17 protein-coding genes and 1 pseudogene are annotated in these 17,030 nt (G+C 62.7%); 10 read left to right on the top strand and 8 right to left on the bottom strand.

Annotated elements, in window-relative coordinates:
- The first annotated feature begins 6 nt into the window (after positions 1 to 6).
- A complete protein-coding gene (locus L610_RS05555) occupies positions 7 to 204 on the top strand; it encodes a hypothetical protein (protein ID WP_144703243.1) in 198 nt (65 codons plus the stop codon).
- Between the two features lie 73 nt (positions 205 to 277).
- Here the strand turns inward: L610_RS05555 and L610_RS05550 are convergent, their stop codons facing one another.
- Positions 278 to 1,204 (bottom strand): manganese catalase family protein, encoded by a 927-nt coding sequence (locus L610_RS05550; protein WP_024846752.1) that lies wholly within the window; start codon positions 1,202 to 1,204, stop codon positions 278 to 280.
- Between the two features lie 466 nt (positions 1,205 to 1,670).
- Between L610_RS05550 and L610_RS05545 the strand changes: the two genes are divergently transcribed.
- On the top strand, positions 1,671 to 2,861 hold the full coding sequence (locus L610_RS05545; RefSeq protein ID WP_144703239.1) for a PLP-dependent aminotransferase family protein: 1,191 nt from the start codon (positions 1,671 to 1,673) through the stop codon (positions 2,859 to 2,861).
- A 67-nt stretch (positions 2,862 to 2,928) separates the two neighbouring features.
- On the opposite strand, the gene L610_RS05540 is transcribed toward L610_RS05545, so the two are convergent.
- Positions 2,929 to 3,327: a cytochrome c family protein gene (locus L610_RS05540; RefSeq protein ID WP_144703236.1), complete on the bottom strand. Its 399-nt coding sequence runs from the start codon at positions 3,325 to 3,327 to the stop codon at positions 2,929 to 2,931.
- A gap of 289 nt (positions 3,328 to 3,616) precedes the next feature.
- Here L610_RS05540 and L610_RS05535 point away from each other — a divergent pair, with 289 nt between their 5' ends.
- On the top strand, positions 3,617 to 4,423 hold the full coding sequence (locus L610_RS05535) for a DUF2189 domain-containing protein (protein WP_144703233.1): 807 nt from the start codon (positions 3,617 to 3,619) through the stop codon (positions 4,421 to 4,423).
- 74 nt (positions 4,424 to 4,497) lie between these two features.
- Here the strand turns inward: L610_RS05535 and L610_RS05530 are convergent, their stop codons facing one another.
- The 6 genes and pseudogenes from L610_RS05530 to L610_RS05505 all read right to left on the bottom strand — a co-directional run bounded on the left by L610_RS05530 (position 4,498) and on the right by L610_RS05505 (position 10,530).
- On the bottom strand, positions 4,498 to 4,884 hold the full coding sequence (locus L610_RS05530; protein WP_371712959.1) for a cytochrome C oxidase subunit IV family protein: 387 nt from the start codon (positions 4,882 to 4,884) through the stop codon (positions 4,498 to 4,500).
- 9 nt (positions 4,885 to 4,893) lie between these two features.
- On the bottom strand, positions 4,894 to 5,613 hold the full coding sequence (locus L610_RS05525; RefSeq protein ID WP_144703230.1) for a heme-copper oxidase subunit III family protein: 720 nt from the start codon (positions 5,611 to 5,613) through the stop codon (positions 4,894 to 4,896).
- A gap of 12 nt (positions 5,614 to 5,625) precedes the next feature.
- Positions 5,626 to 6,326, bottom strand: a pseudogene (locus tag L610_RS05520) (cytochrome c oxidase subunit 3).
- Positions 6,323 to 8,095 (bottom strand): cytochrome c oxidase subunit I, encoded by a 1,773-nt coding sequence (gene ctaD / locus L610_RS05515; RefSeq protein WP_024846745.1) that lies wholly within the window; start codon positions 8,093 to 8,095, stop codon positions 6,323 to 6,325. The pseudogene L610_RS05520 and the gene ctaD overlap by 4 nt, the downstream one beginning before the upstream one ends.
- 85 nt (positions 8,096 to 8,180) lie before the next feature.
- Positions 8,181 to 9,008 (bottom strand): cytochrome c oxidase subunit II, encoded by an 828-nt coding sequence (locus L610_RS05510; protein WP_144703227.1) that lies wholly within the window; start codon positions 9,006 to 9,008, stop codon positions 8,181 to 8,183.
- 520 nt (positions 9,009 to 9,528) lie between these two features.
- Entirely contained in the window at positions 9,529 to 10,530 is a 1,002-nt protein-coding gene (locus tag L610_RS05505) for a Tim44-like domain-containing protein (RefSeq protein WP_371712958.1), read from the bottom strand.
- Between the two features lie 464 nt (positions 10,531 to 10,994).
- On the opposite strand from L610_RS05505, the gene L610_RS05500 reads away from it, so the two are divergent.
- The 7 genes from L610_RS05500 (at position 10,995) to L610_RS05475 (ending at position 17,013) form a co-directional block, all read left to right on the top strand.
- Complete coding sequence (locus L610_RS05500) at positions 10,995 to 12,140, top strand: TRAP transporter substrate-binding protein (protein ID WP_144703224.1); 1,146 nt, start codon at positions 10,995 to 10,997, stop codon at positions 12,138 to 12,140.
- 150 nt (positions 12,141 to 12,290) lie between these two features.
- Entirely contained in the window at positions 12,291 to 12,902 is a 612-nt protein-coding gene (locus tag L610_RS05495) for a TRAP transporter small permease subunit (RefSeq protein ID WP_144703221.1), read from the top strand.
- On the top strand, positions 12,902 to 14,323 hold the full coding sequence (locus L610_RS05490) for a TRAP transporter large permease subunit (protein ID WP_144703218.1): 1,422 nt from the start codon (positions 12,902 to 12,904) through the stop codon (positions 14,321 to 14,323). Before L610_RS05495 ends, L610_RS05490 begins: the two co-directional genes overlap by 1 nt.
- Positions 14,313 to 15,668: an amidase gene (locus L610_RS05485; protein WP_144703215.1), complete on the top strand. Its 1,356-nt coding sequence runs from the start codon at positions 14,313 to 14,315 to the stop codon at positions 15,666 to 15,668. Before L610_RS05490 ends, L610_RS05485 begins: the two co-directional genes overlap by 11 nt.
- Positions 15,665 to 15,838, top strand: a complete 174-nt coding sequence (locus L610_RS20150; protein ID WP_186441352.1) for a hypothetical protein — start codon at positions 15,665 to 15,667, stop codon at positions 15,836 to 15,838. Before L610_RS05485 ends, L610_RS20150 begins: the two co-directional genes overlap by 4 nt.
- Positions 15,839 to 15,955: 117 nt before the next feature.
- Entirely contained in the window at positions 15,956 to 16,375 is a 420-nt protein-coding gene (locus L610_RS05480; protein WP_144703212.1) for a carboxymuconolactone decarboxylase family protein, read from the top strand.
- Between the two features lie 26 nt (positions 16,376 to 16,401).
- On the top strand, positions 16,402 to 17,013 hold the full coding sequence (locus L610_RS05475; RefSeq protein WP_144703209.1) for a glutathione S-transferase family protein: 612 nt from the start codon (positions 16,402 to 16,404) through the stop codon (positions 17,011 to 17,013).
- Positions 17,014 to 17,030 lie beyond the last annotated feature (17 nt).

The following is a 17,030-nucleotide window of genomic DNA, read 5'->3' as shown; positions in this document are numbered from 1 at the left end:
TCGCTCATGTCCAACTATCACGCAGACAACCTGGCACGGCTGGAAGACATCGAGGGGCTGCTCATTACCGCGCAGGGCCTGGTTTTCCGCCTCAACGATGAAGAACTCGACGAGGCCCGCCGTTGCATCCGCCATGCACTGGATGAAGTGCGGGACGCCAAGGGAATCCTCCTCGAAAAATGGCGCGCCCAGGACCTGGAATAGGTGCCGGGCGCGCCGCTTTCTCTCCTCAGCCGCCGGCGAATGACGAACGACGGTGGCAGTTCTAGGCAAATTCCTACCGCGACTTCTTGTAGAGCTTCTCCGCGATCTCGAACATTTCCTCCGGCGCGTAGTCCGGCGTGAAAGCCGACGGTTCTCCAACGAGCTCCTGGATCTTACCGCCGTCCGGCATCCCCTCGACAACCTCGAGCTCGCCGGGGGGATCATCCGGCAGCGCCACTTCGCCATTGCCCCAGATTCCGGCGATCTCGCGATAGTCGTCGGGGCTAAAGGTGTAGAGCCGGCGGTGCGAGCCTTCAGCGAGGTATTTCTGGCATTCGGGAATGTTGCCGAGTGGGATGTTCGGCGTCGGCAGCATCTTCTCGATTTCGACACCGGTGATCTTCTTCAGCGCCAGAGCATAGGCGTGAGCATGTACCGAACCGCGGACCAGCAGGTAGCCGCAGACCTCGCGGCCGGTCGGGTCGGTCAGCGATTCATAAACGCGCAGCTTGTGCAGGCGCGCGCCGCATTCGAGGTGAAAATTGTGCAGGAGGTCGAAGATCACGTTGCCGGTCGTGGTCACGAAGTCCTTGTTCCAGCTCAGGCCGTTCGAATCGATCGGCACCGAGCCGCCGCCGTGCGAGAAGAAGCCCGCCGCCAGCCGCGCGTCCTTCATCATCTCGAACGGTGCATCCGAAATATCGGCCGGACCGGCTGCATCGCGGTCGGGCTCATCCGGACCGTTCGCCAGCATGGCGACGCCGTTGCTGACGAGCTCGACGTGTCCGAGTTCCTCGGCAGTGATTGCGGCCACAAGGCTGTAGAACGGCCTCAGCTTGCTTTTGGACCTGAAGTTGAAGCTCTGGAACAGGTAATTTCCGAGCGTGGACATCTCGCCGTATTTGCCACCCAGCAGTTCCTGTAGGGCAGCGGCAGCGTTCTGGTCCTGCCGCGCAGGGGGCGGCAGCTCGATCTGCAGCTTGTCGACACGCAAGAACATGAGAGGGATCCTCCATTGACGCCCCCGCCGCAGAACCGCGAGAACCGTCAATAGTTCCGTGCCGTCGGCGGTGCTTCATCTACCTGTGCCGCCGATCTACTGCCTGAACTTCCGGCAAGGCCAATCTGCCGCTCACCAATGCGCTTCCCTTGCTGCCTGAGAAATGGGCTGCAACCGCGGTGACCGGTCACCAAACAGGCAAACTACTTGATCGTTTTACGGAAGCGAGTATTTTGGACAGCAACGCTGTCCCATAAGCCTGCGCAATAATCCAACAAGGGCCGCACTCGAAACGAAGCATGCCTCATCATCCCGGCCGTCGCGCCGGGAAAAAATTATCCGCACATCAATTGAGTTGCATTTGACCGCTGGCAAACCAGCCGTCACAGGCGTATGGGCGGGCAACGAAATCATTTCTCCGGGATGCGCACTTTAGGTGCAGCTCGGCTCCGAACTGGGTGACCAAATGACTAGCAAACTAAACGACCAGACCATTTCCCGGCGCGCGGCTCGCATGCGCGCTTCGGAGATCCGCGAGCTGCTGAAGCTGCTTGATCGTCCGGGGATGGTATCCTTCGCTGGCGGCATCCCGGATCCGGACCTGTTCGACATCGAGGCCTACCGCTCGGCCTATTCCGAGGCGCTGAGCGACGGCGACCGGTCGCTGCAGTACTCGACCACCGAGGGCTACCAGCCGCTGCGCCGCTGGATCGCGGACTACATGTGCCGCAAGGGCGTCACTTGCGACGAAAGCCACATCCTGATCACGCACGGCTCGCAGCAGGCGCTGGATCTCATCGGCAAGCTGATGATCGACCCGGGCAGCACGGTGGTCACGCTGGCGCCGACCTATCTCGGCGCGCTGCAGTCCTTCTCGGCCTATGAGCCGGAGTACCGCTCCGTCCGATTCCAGAACGGTGTTGCCGAGACGAATGTTACCGCAGCGCGCGTCCTCTACCTCGTCCCTGACTTCGCCAACCCGACCGGCGAAACGCTTTCCGTCGAAGACCGCAAGGCAGCCCTCGCGCTTGCTCGCCGCGCGGGTGCGATCGTCGTCGAGGATGCCGCTTATACGGAGCTGCGCTTCGAGGGCGAGAACGTGCCGCCAATCGCGGCTCTCGACATCCAGGAGTCCGGCTCGATCGACGACAGCTGCACGCTGTTCTGCGGCACCTTCTCGAAGACGCTGGCGCCGGGCCTGCGCATTGGCTGGATCTGCGGTCCGACCGCGCTGCTGCAGAAGCTCACCCTGATCAAGCAGGCGTCCGACCTGCACACGGCGACCATCAACCAGCAGGTGACGTTCCGCGTCGCCGCCGACAATTTCGAAATCGCGGTCGAGAAGGCGAAGGTCGTCTACCGCAAGCGCCGCGACGCGATGCTGCGAGCCCTTGCCGCCTACGCGCCGGAAGGCCTCAGCTGGACGAGCCCGGCCGGCGGCCTGTTCGTCTGGATCACGCTGCCGGATCAGATCGACAGCGCCAAGCTCCTCGAGAAGGCGGTCGAGCGCAACTTCGCTTTCGTTCCGGGTGCAGCCTTCTATCCCGACGGCTCCGGCCGCAACCACCTGCGCATGAGCTATTCGCTCCTGCCGGAGGACGTGATCGACCAGGGCATCAAGGCGTTCTGCGACCTCGTGCGCGAGGAAATCGCCTGATCTGGCGGGCGATCTGACTGGGGGCGGGCGGCGGTAACGCCGCATCGCTATCGGCGCCTGGTCTCGACTACGGTTTCGGATCGGCCTTCAGATAAGCGATGACGTTGGCAAGGTCTTCGTCATCCTTGAGGCCAGGGAACGCCATCTTGCCCTTCGGAATGACGGCCTTGGGATCGCGGAGATATTCGGTGAGGTTAGCATCGTCCCAGACGAGACCCTTCTCACCGGCTTCCTTCATGTTTGCGGAGTACTTGGACTTGTAGCTCTCCAGCGTGCCGGCGGTGCGGCCAACGACGCCGACGAGCGTCGGCCCGACCTTGTCCTTGCCGGCCGTCGCATCATGACAGGCCATGCACTTGCTGAAAACCTTCTTCCCGGCGACCGGATCCCCTTCGGCCAGGGCCGGAACGGCCGCCAGCGCCCCGGTGGCCAGAAGTGTTGCGCCAACTACAGTGGTGATTTTCATTGCGGTTCCTCCCAGAGAAGGCCGCCGTGTGCGACGACCACGTCTCTTCAGTTCGGTTTGACGGCCAGACAATGTTTGCAAAAGCCGTCTCAAGGTCGGTGCCAGTCACCCAACGTCGCGGCTCTTCCAAGGTTCCTCCCCGAAGGCCGATCCCGCACGAGAACTGCTTTATAGCAGAAGGTGCCAAACAGGAGTATCCTGTCCGAATTGATGGTCGCGGCTGGAGCGKGACCCGAACCTGCATCTGAGCGAGCCGCGATCGAAGACCATGTCTAGGAGGACACCGGTCATGGCAAGCTTTCACGTGATTGCAGGCGCCACTGAAATTCAGGAACACGTTCGTGTCCGGAAGATCAGCATCTCTGATCTCACGGATGCCCTACGCAAGGGCATCGACGATTTCATGGTAAAACCGTCCCACATCGTCTTTCTCTGCATGATCTACCCGATCGTCGGCGTCTTCCTGGCGACGTGGACTTCGGGTGCGAACGCCCTGCCGCTGCTGTTCCCGCTGATCTCTGGCTTTGCGCTGATCGGCCCGTTCGCCGCCATCGGCCTTTATGAGATAAGCCGCAGGCGCGAGCTCGGGCTGGACGCCTCCTGGTGGCACGCGTTCGAGGTTCGCAATTCACCAGCATTGCCGGCAATCGCCGCCGTGGGCGGCATGCTCCTCGTTATCTTCCTCGCCTGGCTGCTCACCGCGCAGGCGTTCTACGAGAACCTGTTCGGCCGCACCCCGCCTGAATCGATTGGCACGTTCCTGCGTGAGATCTACTCCACCGACCGGGGCTGGACGCTCATCATCGTCGGCCACGCGATCGGCTTCATGTTCGCGCTGGTGGTGCTGTCGACCACGGTCATCGCCTTCCCGTTGCTGCTCGACCGCGACGTTGGCGCGCTGGAAGCCGTTCGCGCCTCAATGCGCGCCGTGCTGACGAACCCGATCCCGATGGCAGTTTGGGGCCTGATGGTGGCGATCGGCCTGATGATTGGCTCGGCGCTGGCGTTTGCCGGCCTTGCCGTCGTCCTGCCGATCCTCGGCCATGCAACATGGCATCTTTACCGGAAGGTGACGGAGCCTGCGCCGAGGCGCTGAGGCTTCCTGATTGCTCCGGTCGGCAAGCCCGGTCGGAGCAAAGCCAGCATTTTTCCTCGTGTCGAGCCTCCCTGTCAGGGCGCGGCGCCGAAGAAGGTCATGCGGGTCCAGAGCGTGTAGTGGGACTCCACCGTCATGATCCAGACGAACACCAGCACCACGAGCGGGGGCACAAGGATCGCGTAGACGAGCGACAGCCGTTCCCACGCCATGTGCATGAAGATGGCGACGATCAGGCCTGCCTTGAGCAGCATGAAGATGATGATCAGCGACCAGCGCAGCATGCCCTGGAGCTGGAAGTAGTCGACGAGATAGGAGCACGCGCTGAGGATGAACAGCCACACCCAGACGACCAGGTAGAGCTTGATCGGATGCTCCTGATGGCTGTCGGTGTGAGCCACCGCCGCAGGCTGCTCCTGACCGTCGAACGAGCCCATCCTGTGTCCGGTTGCCTCAACCATCTCTCTTCCTCACCACAAATAGAAGAACGCGAAAATGAAGACCCAGACGAGATCGACGAAGTGCCAGTAGAGGCCCATGATCTCGACGCTCTCGTAATTGCCCCTGCGGCTCGTGAAGAAGCCGCGCGCGCCAGTGTCGTAGTCACCGCGTGCGACCTTGCGGGCGACTATCAGCAAGAAAATCACACCGATCGTCACGTGGGTTCCGTGGAAGCCGGTGATCATGAAGAAGGCCGAGCCAAATTGTGCAGCACCCCAGGGATTTCCCCACGGGCGCACGCCTTCCATGATCAACTTCGACCATTCGAACGCCTGCATGCCGACGAAGGTCGCGCCAAGCACGCCCGTCAGCAGCATCAGGATCGCCGTGCGCTTGCGATCGCGCCGGTAGGCGAAGTTCACTGCCATCGCCATGGTGCCTGACGAGGAGATCAGCACGAAGGTCATGATGGCGATCAGGATCAGGGGAAGGTCACGACCGAACAGGTGCAGGGCGAAAACCTCGCTCGCATTCGGCCACGGCTCGACGGTCGACATGCGCGCCGTCATGTAGGCGATGAGGAAGCAGCCGAAGACGAAGGTGTCGCTGAGCAGGAACACCCACATCATCGCCTTGCCCCAGGATACGTTCTTGAACGCCCGCTGGTCCGACGACCAGTCCGCGGCGACGCCCCTGAGGCCGCTCGGCCTCATCTGCGGTGATACGTGAGAAAGCGTCGTCTCGGCCATTCGCTTCCTCCTTCAGGTCAGCAACTGACGGCAGATTTCGACGAAACCGGCGGCCCATCCGGCAAACAGCACCAGTATCGCCAGCCAGATGAACAGCAGGAAGTGCCAGTACATGGCGCAGAGCTCGATGCTGAGCGGCAGGCGCGGGCGAGGTGCGGGCGCCCAGGCCTTCGCCATGGTGCGGCCAAGCCCGATGATACCTCCGATGATGTGCAGCCCGTGCAGGGCAGTCAGCAGATAGAAGAAGCTGTTCGCCGGGTTGGCTTGAGCAGGTAGCCGGTGGCGTTGAGCTGCCGCCAGGCGACAAGCTGGCCGGCCAGAAACACGAGCGATGTCAGCCCGCCGGTGACCAGCGCCAGCCGTACCGTTTGGATCTGCTCGCGGCGCGAGGCCGCAACGGCAATCTGCAGCGCGACCGAACTCAGCACCAGGACGAGGGTGTTGAACCAGAGGATCCCCGGCAGCGGCATCGCCTGCCAGTCGGAGAGCTCCATGCGCATGAAGTAGGCGCTGGCAAAAAGCGCAAACAGGCAGCCGACGACAGCAAGGAATACGCCGAGGCCGATCTTTTCCGTCGGCATCAGGCTCGGCTCGGTGCTCCCGGCGACATCGACACCCTGTTCGAGCCAGGGCTTAGACATGAGCCTCTGGTGGCTCAGCCACCAGAGGGAGATGCCGGCAATCACCAGGATGAAGACGATGACCACGCTCATCTGTGCACCACCGGCTTGTTCGGCCACGGATCGTTCTGCGCAATGAAGTCCTGCGGCGCGCCGGGCACGCTGTAGTCATAGGCCCAGCGATAGACCACCGGCAGCCTGTCGCCCCAGTTGCCGTGAGGGGGCGGGGTGGTCGGAGTCTGCCACTCAAGAGTGGTCGCGCGCCACGGATTGCCGCCGGCCTCGCGGCCGTTCTTCAGGCTCCAGAACAGGTTGAACAGGAAAACCAGCTGCGCAAAGCCGACGACGAGCGCGGCGATGGTGATGAATTCGTTGAGCGTGTGCACCGATTCCGGGATGAACGCGGTTTCGCCAAGTTCCGGATAGCGGCGCGGGACGCCGACCAGCCCGACATAGTGCATCGGGAAGAAGATCAGGTAGGCGCCGATGAAGGTCACCCAGAAATGGAAGTGACCCATTACCTCATTGAGCATCCGCCCGGTGATCTTCGGGTACCAGTGGTAGATCGCGCCGAAGATGACGAGAATTGGCGCCACGCCCATCACCATGTGGAAGTGGGCCACCACGAACATCGTGTCCGAGAGCGGGACGTCGACCACGACGTTGCCGAGGAAGAGGCCCGTGAGCCCGCCATTCACGAAGGTAACGATGAAGGCCAGCGCAAACAGCATCGGAATGGTGAGGTGAATGTCGCCGCGCCAGAGCGTCAGCACCCAGTTGTAGACCTTGATCGCGGTCGGCACCGCGATGATCAGCGTCGTCGTCGCAAAGAAGAAGCCGAAATAGGGGTGCATGCCGCTGACATACATGTGGTGCGCCCAGACGATGAACGACAGCGCGCCGATCGCCACGATCGCCCACACCATCATGCGGTAACCAAAGATGTTCTTGCGCGCATGGGTGCTGATGAGGTCTGAGACGATGCCGAAGGCGGGCAGCGCGACGATGTAGACCTCCGGATGGCCGAAGAACCAGAACAGGTGCTGGAACAGGATCGGGCTGCCGCCGCCATAGCTCAGCTGTTCGCCCATCTCGACCAGCGCCGGCATGAAGAAGCTGGTGCCGAGCAGCCGGTCGAATAGCATCATGACCGCTGCAACGAACAGTGCCGGGAAGGCGAGCAGCGCCATCACGGTCGCGGTGAAGATGCCCCAGACGGTGAGCGGCATACGCATCAGCGTCATGCCGCGGGCGCGGCCCTGCAGCACGGTGACCACATAGTTCAGGCCGCCCATCGTGAAGCCGATGATGAACAGGATCAGCGAGAACAGCATGATCAGGATGCCGGCCTGCTGGCCGCCCGGCGTGCCGCCGAGAATCGCCTGCGGCGGATAGAGCGTCCAGCCGGCACCCGTGGGCCCGCCGGGCGCGAAGAAGCTCGCCACCAGCACCAGCACGGCGGCTAGATAGATCCAGTAGGACAGCATGTTGAGATAGGGGAACGCCATGTCGCGCGCGCCCACCATCAGCGGGATGAGGTAGTTGCCGAAGCCGCCAAGGAAGAGGGCGGTCAGCAGGTACACGACCATAATCATGCCGTGCATGGTCACGAACTGGTAGTAAGCCTCGGGGGTGATGAAGTCGAAGGTGCCGGGGAAGGCGAGCTGCAGCCGCATCAGCCAGGACAGCACCAGCGCCACCAGGCCGATTGCCATCGCGGTGCTCGAATACTGGATGGCGATGACCTTGGCGTCCTGCGAGAACACATAGGTCGTCCACCAGCTGTGCGGATGGTAGAGCTCGACATCCGGAACTTCAGCAGGCGGGATCGCATCGGTCGTACGAGGCGTAAATTCGACCATGATGTCACCTCCAGCACTCCGGCGGGGCCCGAGGCGGCCCGAACCCCGTCACGTCTATTGCCGTGTTATGCCGCCTCCTCCGTCATCATTTCGTGGTCTCTCCATCGGCCATACCGACTTCGGTGCCGCTCAGCTGCGCGAAGGTGGACTGCTCCTGAAGCCAGGCCTGGTAGTCTTCCTCCGTGTCGACCATCACGATGCCGCGCATGAAGCCGTGGCCGACGCCGCAGAGCTCTGCACAGAGCACCTCGAAGGTGCCGGTGCGAATTGGCGTGAACCAGAAATAGGTGACGGAACCCGGCACCATGTCCATCTTGGCGCGGAATTCAGGCACGTAAAAATCGTGCAGCACGTCGATCGAGCGCAGCAGCATCTTGACCGGCTTGTCGACCGGAAGGTGGAGGTCGGCAGCCTCGACGATCACGTCGTCTTGCCCTACGGGATCCTCCGGATTGACGCCGAGCGGGTTTTCCGGGCTGATCAGCCGGGCCTCGGACGTGCCGAGCTTGCCGTCGGCGCCTGGCAGCCGGTAACTCCACTGCCATTGCTGGGCGACAACCTCGACCTCGGTGGCATCGTCCGGCACCGAAACGAACTGTGACCAGACATAGAGGCCAGGCGCAAGCAGCGCCGCGACACCGATGGCGGTAACGACCGTCAGCCAGCCCTCGAGCCGGCCGCTCTCGGGTTCATAGTCGGCCTTCGTCCCTTCGCGATGGCGGAAGCGCCAGATGCAATAGGCCATGAAGAGGACGACAGCCGCGAAGACGATGCCGGTAATCCAGAAGGTGATGACGAGAGTGTTGTCGATGTAGCTCCAGTTGGAGGCAATCGGTGTGAACCACCACGGGCTCAATACGTGAAAGAGCACGGAGCCCGCGACAACAAGGACGAGTACGATTGCAATAGCCATACTCTATTCACCGACATTCGGGACGTCTGAATTCCTCCCCGCCCAAATGTCTGTCTCATTGTGCGCGATTTGCGCCCGAAATTCTAGTGTCAGTGGCAACCTTGCATAAGCAGGTGCTAATTGACTGACTGAAAGGAGCCGCAGTGACGAGCCCGAACGCATCGTCACCGACTGGCACCACTGACGGTGATGCTCAGACGCGACGGTCTGCTATCGGTGGAGATATCGCGGGACCTGCTGGAGCTCCCGCTCAAGGTACAAAAAAAGCGGGCTGGGGCCCGCTTTCCTCTGGTCTCCGAGACATTTCGTCACGCTGCCGGTACATTCATGGTCAGCGCGGGTCAATCGGATCAAATTCAGCCTTTTGCTTCAAGAGCCTCACCGCGCATCTCGCGGGACGTTCATGCCTGCATCGGCTGATGACCGATACATAGGAGACCATTGTGTTCGAACTAAGTCCGCGGCCGAAAAAGACCGACCGGCCGCGGACGAAGTGTGCCAGCGGCCGGACTTGTCCCGTTCAGGCCGTTGCCTCCTGGATCGCCGACAGCTTCCAATCTCCGCCGTTCCTGCGCACGAAGGTCCAGAGTTCCACCGTCTCGGTCGGCTCCTCAACACCGCTGACCAGCGCGCCGGTGGCGCGATCGCGCAGGACGTCGATCGACTCGTAGCAGAAGGCGGCGGTGGCATAATCGTCCGCTCCTTCGTTCCACGCTTCAGCAATGTCCGCCTGCAGGAGCTTTACGCCGGTGACCTCGTTGCGCACCCCGCGCTTGGCGTTATCCGCCAGTTCCTCCGAGAAGAACGACACCATCTCGGGAGTTGAGAGGTGGCGAAGCGCTGCGTGGTCCTCATCGGCGAAGGCCTGCTGCACCTCGGCGAGCCTCTTCTCGAACGTGTCGAGATCGGACTGATCGAGCGAAATGTCGGTCATCTGCGGTGCGGAAGCCAGGGCAGCGCCACCGCCGATGCGTGGCAAGGTGAAGCCGGACGGGGTGCGGCCGGACTGAGGTGCCGCATCGCGCCGGTAGGACTGGCCAAAGTCTGCTTCATGCACATTAGCAGAAGCGCGGGGACCGCCGGCGGTTGCCGGCTGGCTGCGCGAGCGGAAAAAGGCCATGGCCAACCAGATGAGGCCACCGATCAGCAGCAGTTGGACGAGGAAGCCGACGGCGCCCGCCATGCCGCCAAAGCCGTAGCCGAACAGCATGCCGAGCAGGCCGCCGATCAGAATGCCCCGCATCAGCCCGCCGCCGAGACCGCCGAACAGGCCCGGGCGCTGCTGGCCCAGAGTCTGCTGCTGGCGGCTCGTTGCGCTGGGCGCAGGCGTCATGCTGCGCTCGACCGGCGCGGTCGCGTTCGGGGCTGTCCGGGTGGGCGGAACGACCTGCTGGGTGCGGAAGCCGCGACTGCCAAAGCTGCCACCGCGTCGCGCCTCGGCGAAGTCGGTCGCGACAAGCATCACCCCGGCAAAAATCGCTGCCAAAAGCGCAAGAATTCGAAAGCGTCCGAAACGCATCATTGAAACGTATTCTCCCCGTGGTCGCCGCGAAGACGGCATGCGTCGTTCAGGACGGGCCGAAGGCGCTCTTGCCACGTGCGCCCGATCGGCCGATCCGCTGCGCCGGATATGGCAATCTGCTGCCGTGGTTGCAAGGACAGGCAGGCGATGGATCAAGGCTTCGGACAATATGTCGATGCAAGCTATTGGCTGTGATCTGCTCATTCGACCATCGCCCTGAGCCGCACCAGCCGCTACGAGGTCCACTAGGTGCGAAAGCGTACAATGGGTGGAAAGGATGAGGCAGTATCTCTCCCCAATCTCATCCTTTTGTACTAGACTTCGTCAGCTGCAATGATTTACGGCTGGTGATCCATCGCAGTTGATGCGAAGGTTATGTGACGGAATTGGAGGAATCGCCGGGCATAAATACCAAGGGGAGCCGGCCCCGGACTGAAACTGTCGACATGAAACGGGAGGATAGAATGTCGGTAGCAGTTAAACACGCATCCGCTCCAGCGTCTCGCAGGCAATTTTTGAAGGGAAGCTTGCTGGCCGCTGGTGGTACCGCAGCAAGCAGTCTCGCCGCTCCGGCCGTACTGGCCCAAAGTCCCGTCGTCGTGAAAATGCAGACGTCCTGGCCGTCGGGCGACATCTGGATGGATTTTGCCCGCCAGTATGTCGAGCGCGTACAGGAAATGTCGGGCGGCCGTATCCAAATCGATCTTCTGCCCGCTGGCGCGGTGGTCGGCGCCTTCCAGGTGCTCGACGCCGTCAATGACGGCGTGCTCGACGCCGCGCATACAGTGCCCGTCTATTGGTATGGCAAGCACAAGGCTGCCTCTCTCTTTGGTACCGGCCCGGTTTGGGGCGGCACCGCGCTCAACATGCTCGGGTGGTTCTACCAGGGTGGCGGCAAGGAGCTGTATGCCGAGCTTACCCAGGAGATCATGGGCCTGAACCTCTACGGCTTCTACGGCTTCCCCATGCCTGCGCAGCCGTTCGGCTGGTTCAAGAACCCGGTCGCGACGATCCAGGATCTGCAGGGCTACAAATACCGCACCGTGGGTCTCGCCGCCGACCTTCTGCAGAAGCTCGGCATGAGCATCGCCCAGATACCGGGCGGCGAAATCGTGCCGGCCATGGAACGCGGCGTGATCGACGCCTTCGAGTTCAACAATCCATCTTCAGACCTTCGCTTCGGTGCGCAGGACGTCGCCAAGAACTACTTCCTGGCGTCCTATCACCAGGCGTCAGAATCGTTCGAGTTCCTGTTCAACAAGGACTTCTTCGACGATCTGGAGCCGGACCTGCAGGCTATCCTGAAGTACGGCGTCGAGGCGATCACCATGGCGAACACGGCGCTTGCCCTCGACTTCTACTCCAAGGATCTGCAGACCTTGCAGGATGAGCACGGCGTCACCGTGCACCGGACCTCGCAGGAAATCCTCGATGCCCAGCTCAATGCCTGGGACGAGCTCATCAAGGAGCTCGAGGAGGACGAGTTCATGAAGCGATGCATGGAAAGCCAGCGCCAGTGGGTCGAGCGCACGGTCTTCTATGAGCTGATGAACGCGCCCGACTACGCCCTTGCCTACGAGCACTACTTCCCGGGCAAGCTCAAGACCTGACAATGTTCGGAGTCGGGAGCGCAGGTCGCGTTCCGCCGGCTCCCGCCGCGGGCGAGGGTGGGGCTTGCCCCCGCCTTCGCGTCACGTCAGCGCCGCCGTCTTTTCGGCCGGCGGTGCTTCCCCGTCTCCTTCGCCAGGTGAACCGCTGCGATGACGCGCCTCATCTTCTTCATCGACCGCATCTCGGGCTGGGTCGGCCGGGCTTTCGCCTGGCTGATCCTGATGATGGCCTTCGGGATGGGCTACGAGGTAATGGTACGTTACCTCTTCCGTGCGCCCACAAGCTGGGCCTTCGACATGTCCTACATTCTCTACGGCACGCTCTTCATGATGGGCGGCGCCTACACGCTCTCGCGCAACGGGCACGTGCGAGGCGACTTCCTCTATCGGCTGTGGTCGCCGAGGGCGCAGGCATCGATCGAGCTGGTTCTCTACTTCCTGTTCTTCTTTCCCGGAATCCTCGCCCTCATCTTCGCGGGCTGGAAATATGCCGGGCGCAGCTGGCGCTATCTCGAAGTCAGCACGAACTCGCCGGCCGGCATCCCGATCTTCCATTTCAAGACGGTTCTCGTCGCGGCCGGGGTTCTCCTGTTCATGCAGGGAATTGCCCAAGTCTGCCGCTGCATCCTGTGCATCCGCAACGGCGCCTGGCTGCCGCATGAGGAGGACGTCGAGGAACTCGAAGATCAACTGGTCAAGCAGGTTGCCGCCGGTCACGGCGAAGACGCCGCCCTGATGGCCGGGCGGATAAGGGGGGAATGATGACCGACCCGCAAATTGCGATCATGATGCTGGGGATCTTCATCCTCGTCATTTTCCTCGGCTTTCCGATCGCCTTCACGCTCATGGCGCTGGGGGTGGGCTTCGGCTACTACGCCTATTTCGACGGTCGCCGGATGTGGCGCGCCTACGAACGCGCGGTCGCGGACGGCGCCGATACCTGGACGCAGTGGCAAAGCTGGATCGAGGGGTTCTTCAACAACCGGATCTTCGACCTGTTCGTGAACCAGACCTATTCGGTGATGGCGAACGAGGTGCTGACGGCCGTGCCGCTCTTCCTGTTCATGGGCTATATCGTCGAGCGCGCCAATATCGTTGACCGGCTGTTTTCGACCCTCTACGTCGCAGCGCGCCGCGTGCCGGGTTCCATGGCCGTGGCGGCGCTGATCACCTGCGCGCTGTTTGCGACGGCAACTGGCATCGTCGGCGCGGTGGTGACGCTGATGGGCCTCCTCGCATTTCCGGCGATGCTCAAGGCGCGCTACGATACGAGCTTTGCCTCCGGCGTCATCTGCGCCGGCGGCACGCTCGGCATCCTGATCCCGCCGTCGATCATGCTGATCGTCTATGCCGCTGCATCCGGCGTCTCGATCGTGCGCCTCTATGCCGGTGCGCTGCTGCCGGGGTTCCTGCTGGCGGGGCTCTACCTCGTCTATGTAATCATCCGCGCGATCTTGCAGCCGAACATCGCACCGAAGCCGCGCGACGAGGACGTCGGAGACACGCCGCTCGGCCAGCTGATCCTCATGATCCTGACGTCTTTCGTTCCGCTGGCCTTCCTGATCCTCGCCGTTCTGGGCTCGATCCTGTTTGGACTTGCCACACCCTCCGAGGCCGCGTCTGCCGGAGCGCTCGGAGGCCTGCTGCTTGCGGTGCTCTATCGCGCGCTCACATGGCAGCGGCTGCGCGAGTCCGTTTATCTGACGCTGAAAACGACGGCGATGGTGTGCTGGCTGTTCGTCGGCTCGTGGGTATTCGCCTCCGTCTTCTCCTATCTCGGCGGCGAGCGGCTGATCAGCGAGTTCGTGACCGGCCTCGACATCTCGCCAATCACCTTCCTGATCATGGCCCAGCTCATCATCTTCCTGCTGGGCTGGCCGCTGGAGTGGTCGGAGATCATCATCATCTTCGTGCCGATCTTCCTGCCGCTCCTGTCGCATTTCGGCGTGGATCCGCTGTTCTTTGGCGTGCTCGTGGCGCTGAATCTGCAGACGTCTTTCCTGACCCCGCCGATGGCGATGTCAGCCTATTACCTCAAGGGTATCGCGCCACCGCACGTGCGGCTGACGCAGATTTTTGCCGGGTGCATGCCTTATCTCGCCATGGTGTTCCTCTCGATGTTGCTGATCTACCTGTTCCCGTCCATCGTCTTCGCTCTGCCGGAGCTGGTCTATGGCCGCTAAGCGCATTCCTGCTGCCGATCCCGCAGCGCTCGGTGCCCGCGAGGCGGCATGGCGCATTGCCGAGGGCGCGATGTCATCCGCGGAACTGGTTGCCGCCTGCCTCGCACGCATTGATGCCGAGGAGGAGCGGGTGCAGGCGTGGGTGTTCCTCGACCGCGACAAGGCGATGGCCGAAGCCGAGGAAAGAGACCGCCGCCGCAAGCTGGGCATGCCTTTGGGGCCGCTCCACGGCGTGCCGGTCGGCATCAAGGACATCATCGACGTGAAGGGCATGCCCACCGGTAACGGCTCGCCGATCGACGCGGGAAGGATGCCGCTGGAGGACGCAGCGCTGATCCGGCGCCTGCATGCGGCAGGTGCCATCATCCTTGGCAAGACAGTCACGACCGAATTCGCCTACTTCCATCCCGGCAAGACACGTAATCCGCACGATCCCTCCCGCACACCGGGCGGCTCTTCGAGCGGCTCGGCCGCGGCGGTGGCGTGCCGAATGGTGCCGCTCGCCTTCGGCAGCCAGACCAATGGATCGGTGATCAGGCCGGCTTCCTTCTGCGGCACGGTCGGCTTCAAGCCGTCCTTCGGAGCGATCCCGCGCACGGGCATGCTCACTGCCTCTCAAAGCCTCGACCATGTCGGCCTGTTCGCTCGGAACCTTGAGGACATGGCGCTGGCCGAAGCCCTCATGGGGCCGGACGGCCGCGACACCGGGGCAGGGGCGAGCCCGGGACCGCTGACGGCAACAGCTCTCTCAGAGCCGCCCGTGGCGCCGGCGCTCGCCTTTATCCGGACGCCGGCGTGGAGCCACGCCGAGGAGGGGACAGTGGCCGCCTTTGCCGAACTGGTCGCGGCGCTGGGAGACCGGCTTGATGACGTGGAGCTGCCGGAGCCCTTCGCCCGTGCCTATGGCTGGCATCGCGCGATCATGACGGCCGAGATGGCCCGCAATCTCGGGCACTATGTCGACCGCGCGCCCGAGCAATGCTCCGACAAGATCCGCGATCTGGTGGCCGAGGGCCGCGGCGTTTCCGCCCCCGACTATCTGGGGGCGCGTGATATGGCGCCTGTCCTGCGCTCATCGCTCGAAGCACTTTTCGACCGCTTTGATGCGATCGTCACACCGGCCGCGCCCGGTGAAGCGCCGGAAGGGCTGGAGTCGACCGGCGATCCGGTGTTCTGCACCCCCTGGACCTATCTCGGACTCCCGGCGCTCAGCCTGCCGCTGCTCGCCGGGCCGAGCGGCCTGCCGCTCGGAGTACAGCTCGTCGGCGCTGCCGGCCAGGATGCACGGCTGCTGCGCACAGCCCGCTGGCTGGTGCGCCTGCTGAACGAGGAGGTTCCCGCATGACCGACAGGCTTCTCGCACTGATTTCGCTGATTGGCCTCGCGCTGTTCCTCTGCGTGGTGCCGATCTGGGTGCCGAGCCTCGACCTGATTGTGCTCGCCGTCTTGTGCTTCCTGCTAGCCGCCTTCGACTTCTGGCGCGAGCTGTTCCGGGCGGGCGGTGGCGGGAGGTAGTCGGCGCACCCTCTCAAGACACGATTGCCTTTCGGGCGCCGGCAATGCCTTATTCGTTGCTGGCGGACGCGGCCGGCACCCTGCTGCTGTCCGCAGGGAGAGAGTTTAGGAGATCTGATGTCTACCGTCCGATTGATCAGCGACGAGGAAGCCGAGACCATTCCCGCGGTCAGGGAGGTCTTTGACGACATCCGAAAGACGCGGAAGTCCGATTTCGTCAACAATTTCTGGCGCGGGCTCGCAAATGACCCGGTCAGACTGAAGGCGATATGGCAACAGCTCAAAGAGGTGATGGTCGCGGAAGGTTCGCTCGACCCGCTGACGAAGGAGATGCTGTACATCGCCGTCTCGACCGCCAACGGCTGTTCCTATTGCGTCCATTCGCACGCAGCCGCGGCCCGGGCCAAGGGCATGACCGACCAGCAATATGGCGAGCTGCTGGCGGTAATCGGCCTCGCCGCCCAGACCAATCATCTGGCAAACGCCATGCAAATTCCGGTCGATCCCGAGTTTGATCTGGGTAGACAAGACCGGTAACCGCGCTACGGATCCGGGGAGGGCCGATGCTGACGCTTTATGGAATGAGTTCCAGTGGCAATTGCTACAAGCCGCGGCTGCTTCTGGCCAAGCTTGGGCGGCCGTTCCGCCACGTCGAGGTCAATGCGATGGACGGGTCGACGCACTCGCCCGAATTTCTCGCGCTCAACCCGAACGGCAAGGTGCCGCTGCTGCAACTCGAGGATGGACGGATCCTGGCGGAATCGAATGCCATGCTGCTCTATCTTGCGGAGGGCACATCCTATCTGCCGGACGCAGGGTTTGAGCGAGCCTTGGTCTACCAGTGGATGTTCTTCGAGCAGTACAGCCACGAACCTTACATCGCCGTGCTGCGGGCGCTGAAAAAGTATCCGGAACGCGCGCACCAGGCGACGCCGGAGCGCGTGGCGCAGTTGCTGGAAGGCGGACATAAGGCACTTGCTGTGATGGAGACGCGGTTGGAAAAGACGCGCTTCATGGCCGGCGACGACTACACCGTCGCCGACATCGCGCTTTATGCCTACACCCAGGACGCTGCCTTCGCGGGCTACGAAATGACCCGCTTCCCGCACATCACGGCTTGGCTTGAGCGTGTCGCCACCCACGAGGGCCACGTTCCGATGGAGTGGCTGCCCTGAGGGTTCAGCGGCGCTTT

This window comes from Aminobacter sp. J44 (genome assembly GCF_007829415.1).
GTDB lineage: Bacteria > Pseudomonadota > Alphaproteobacteria > Rhizobiales > Rhizobiaceae > Aerobium.
This window is presented reverse-complemented; position numbering and strand designations above follow the sequence as displayed.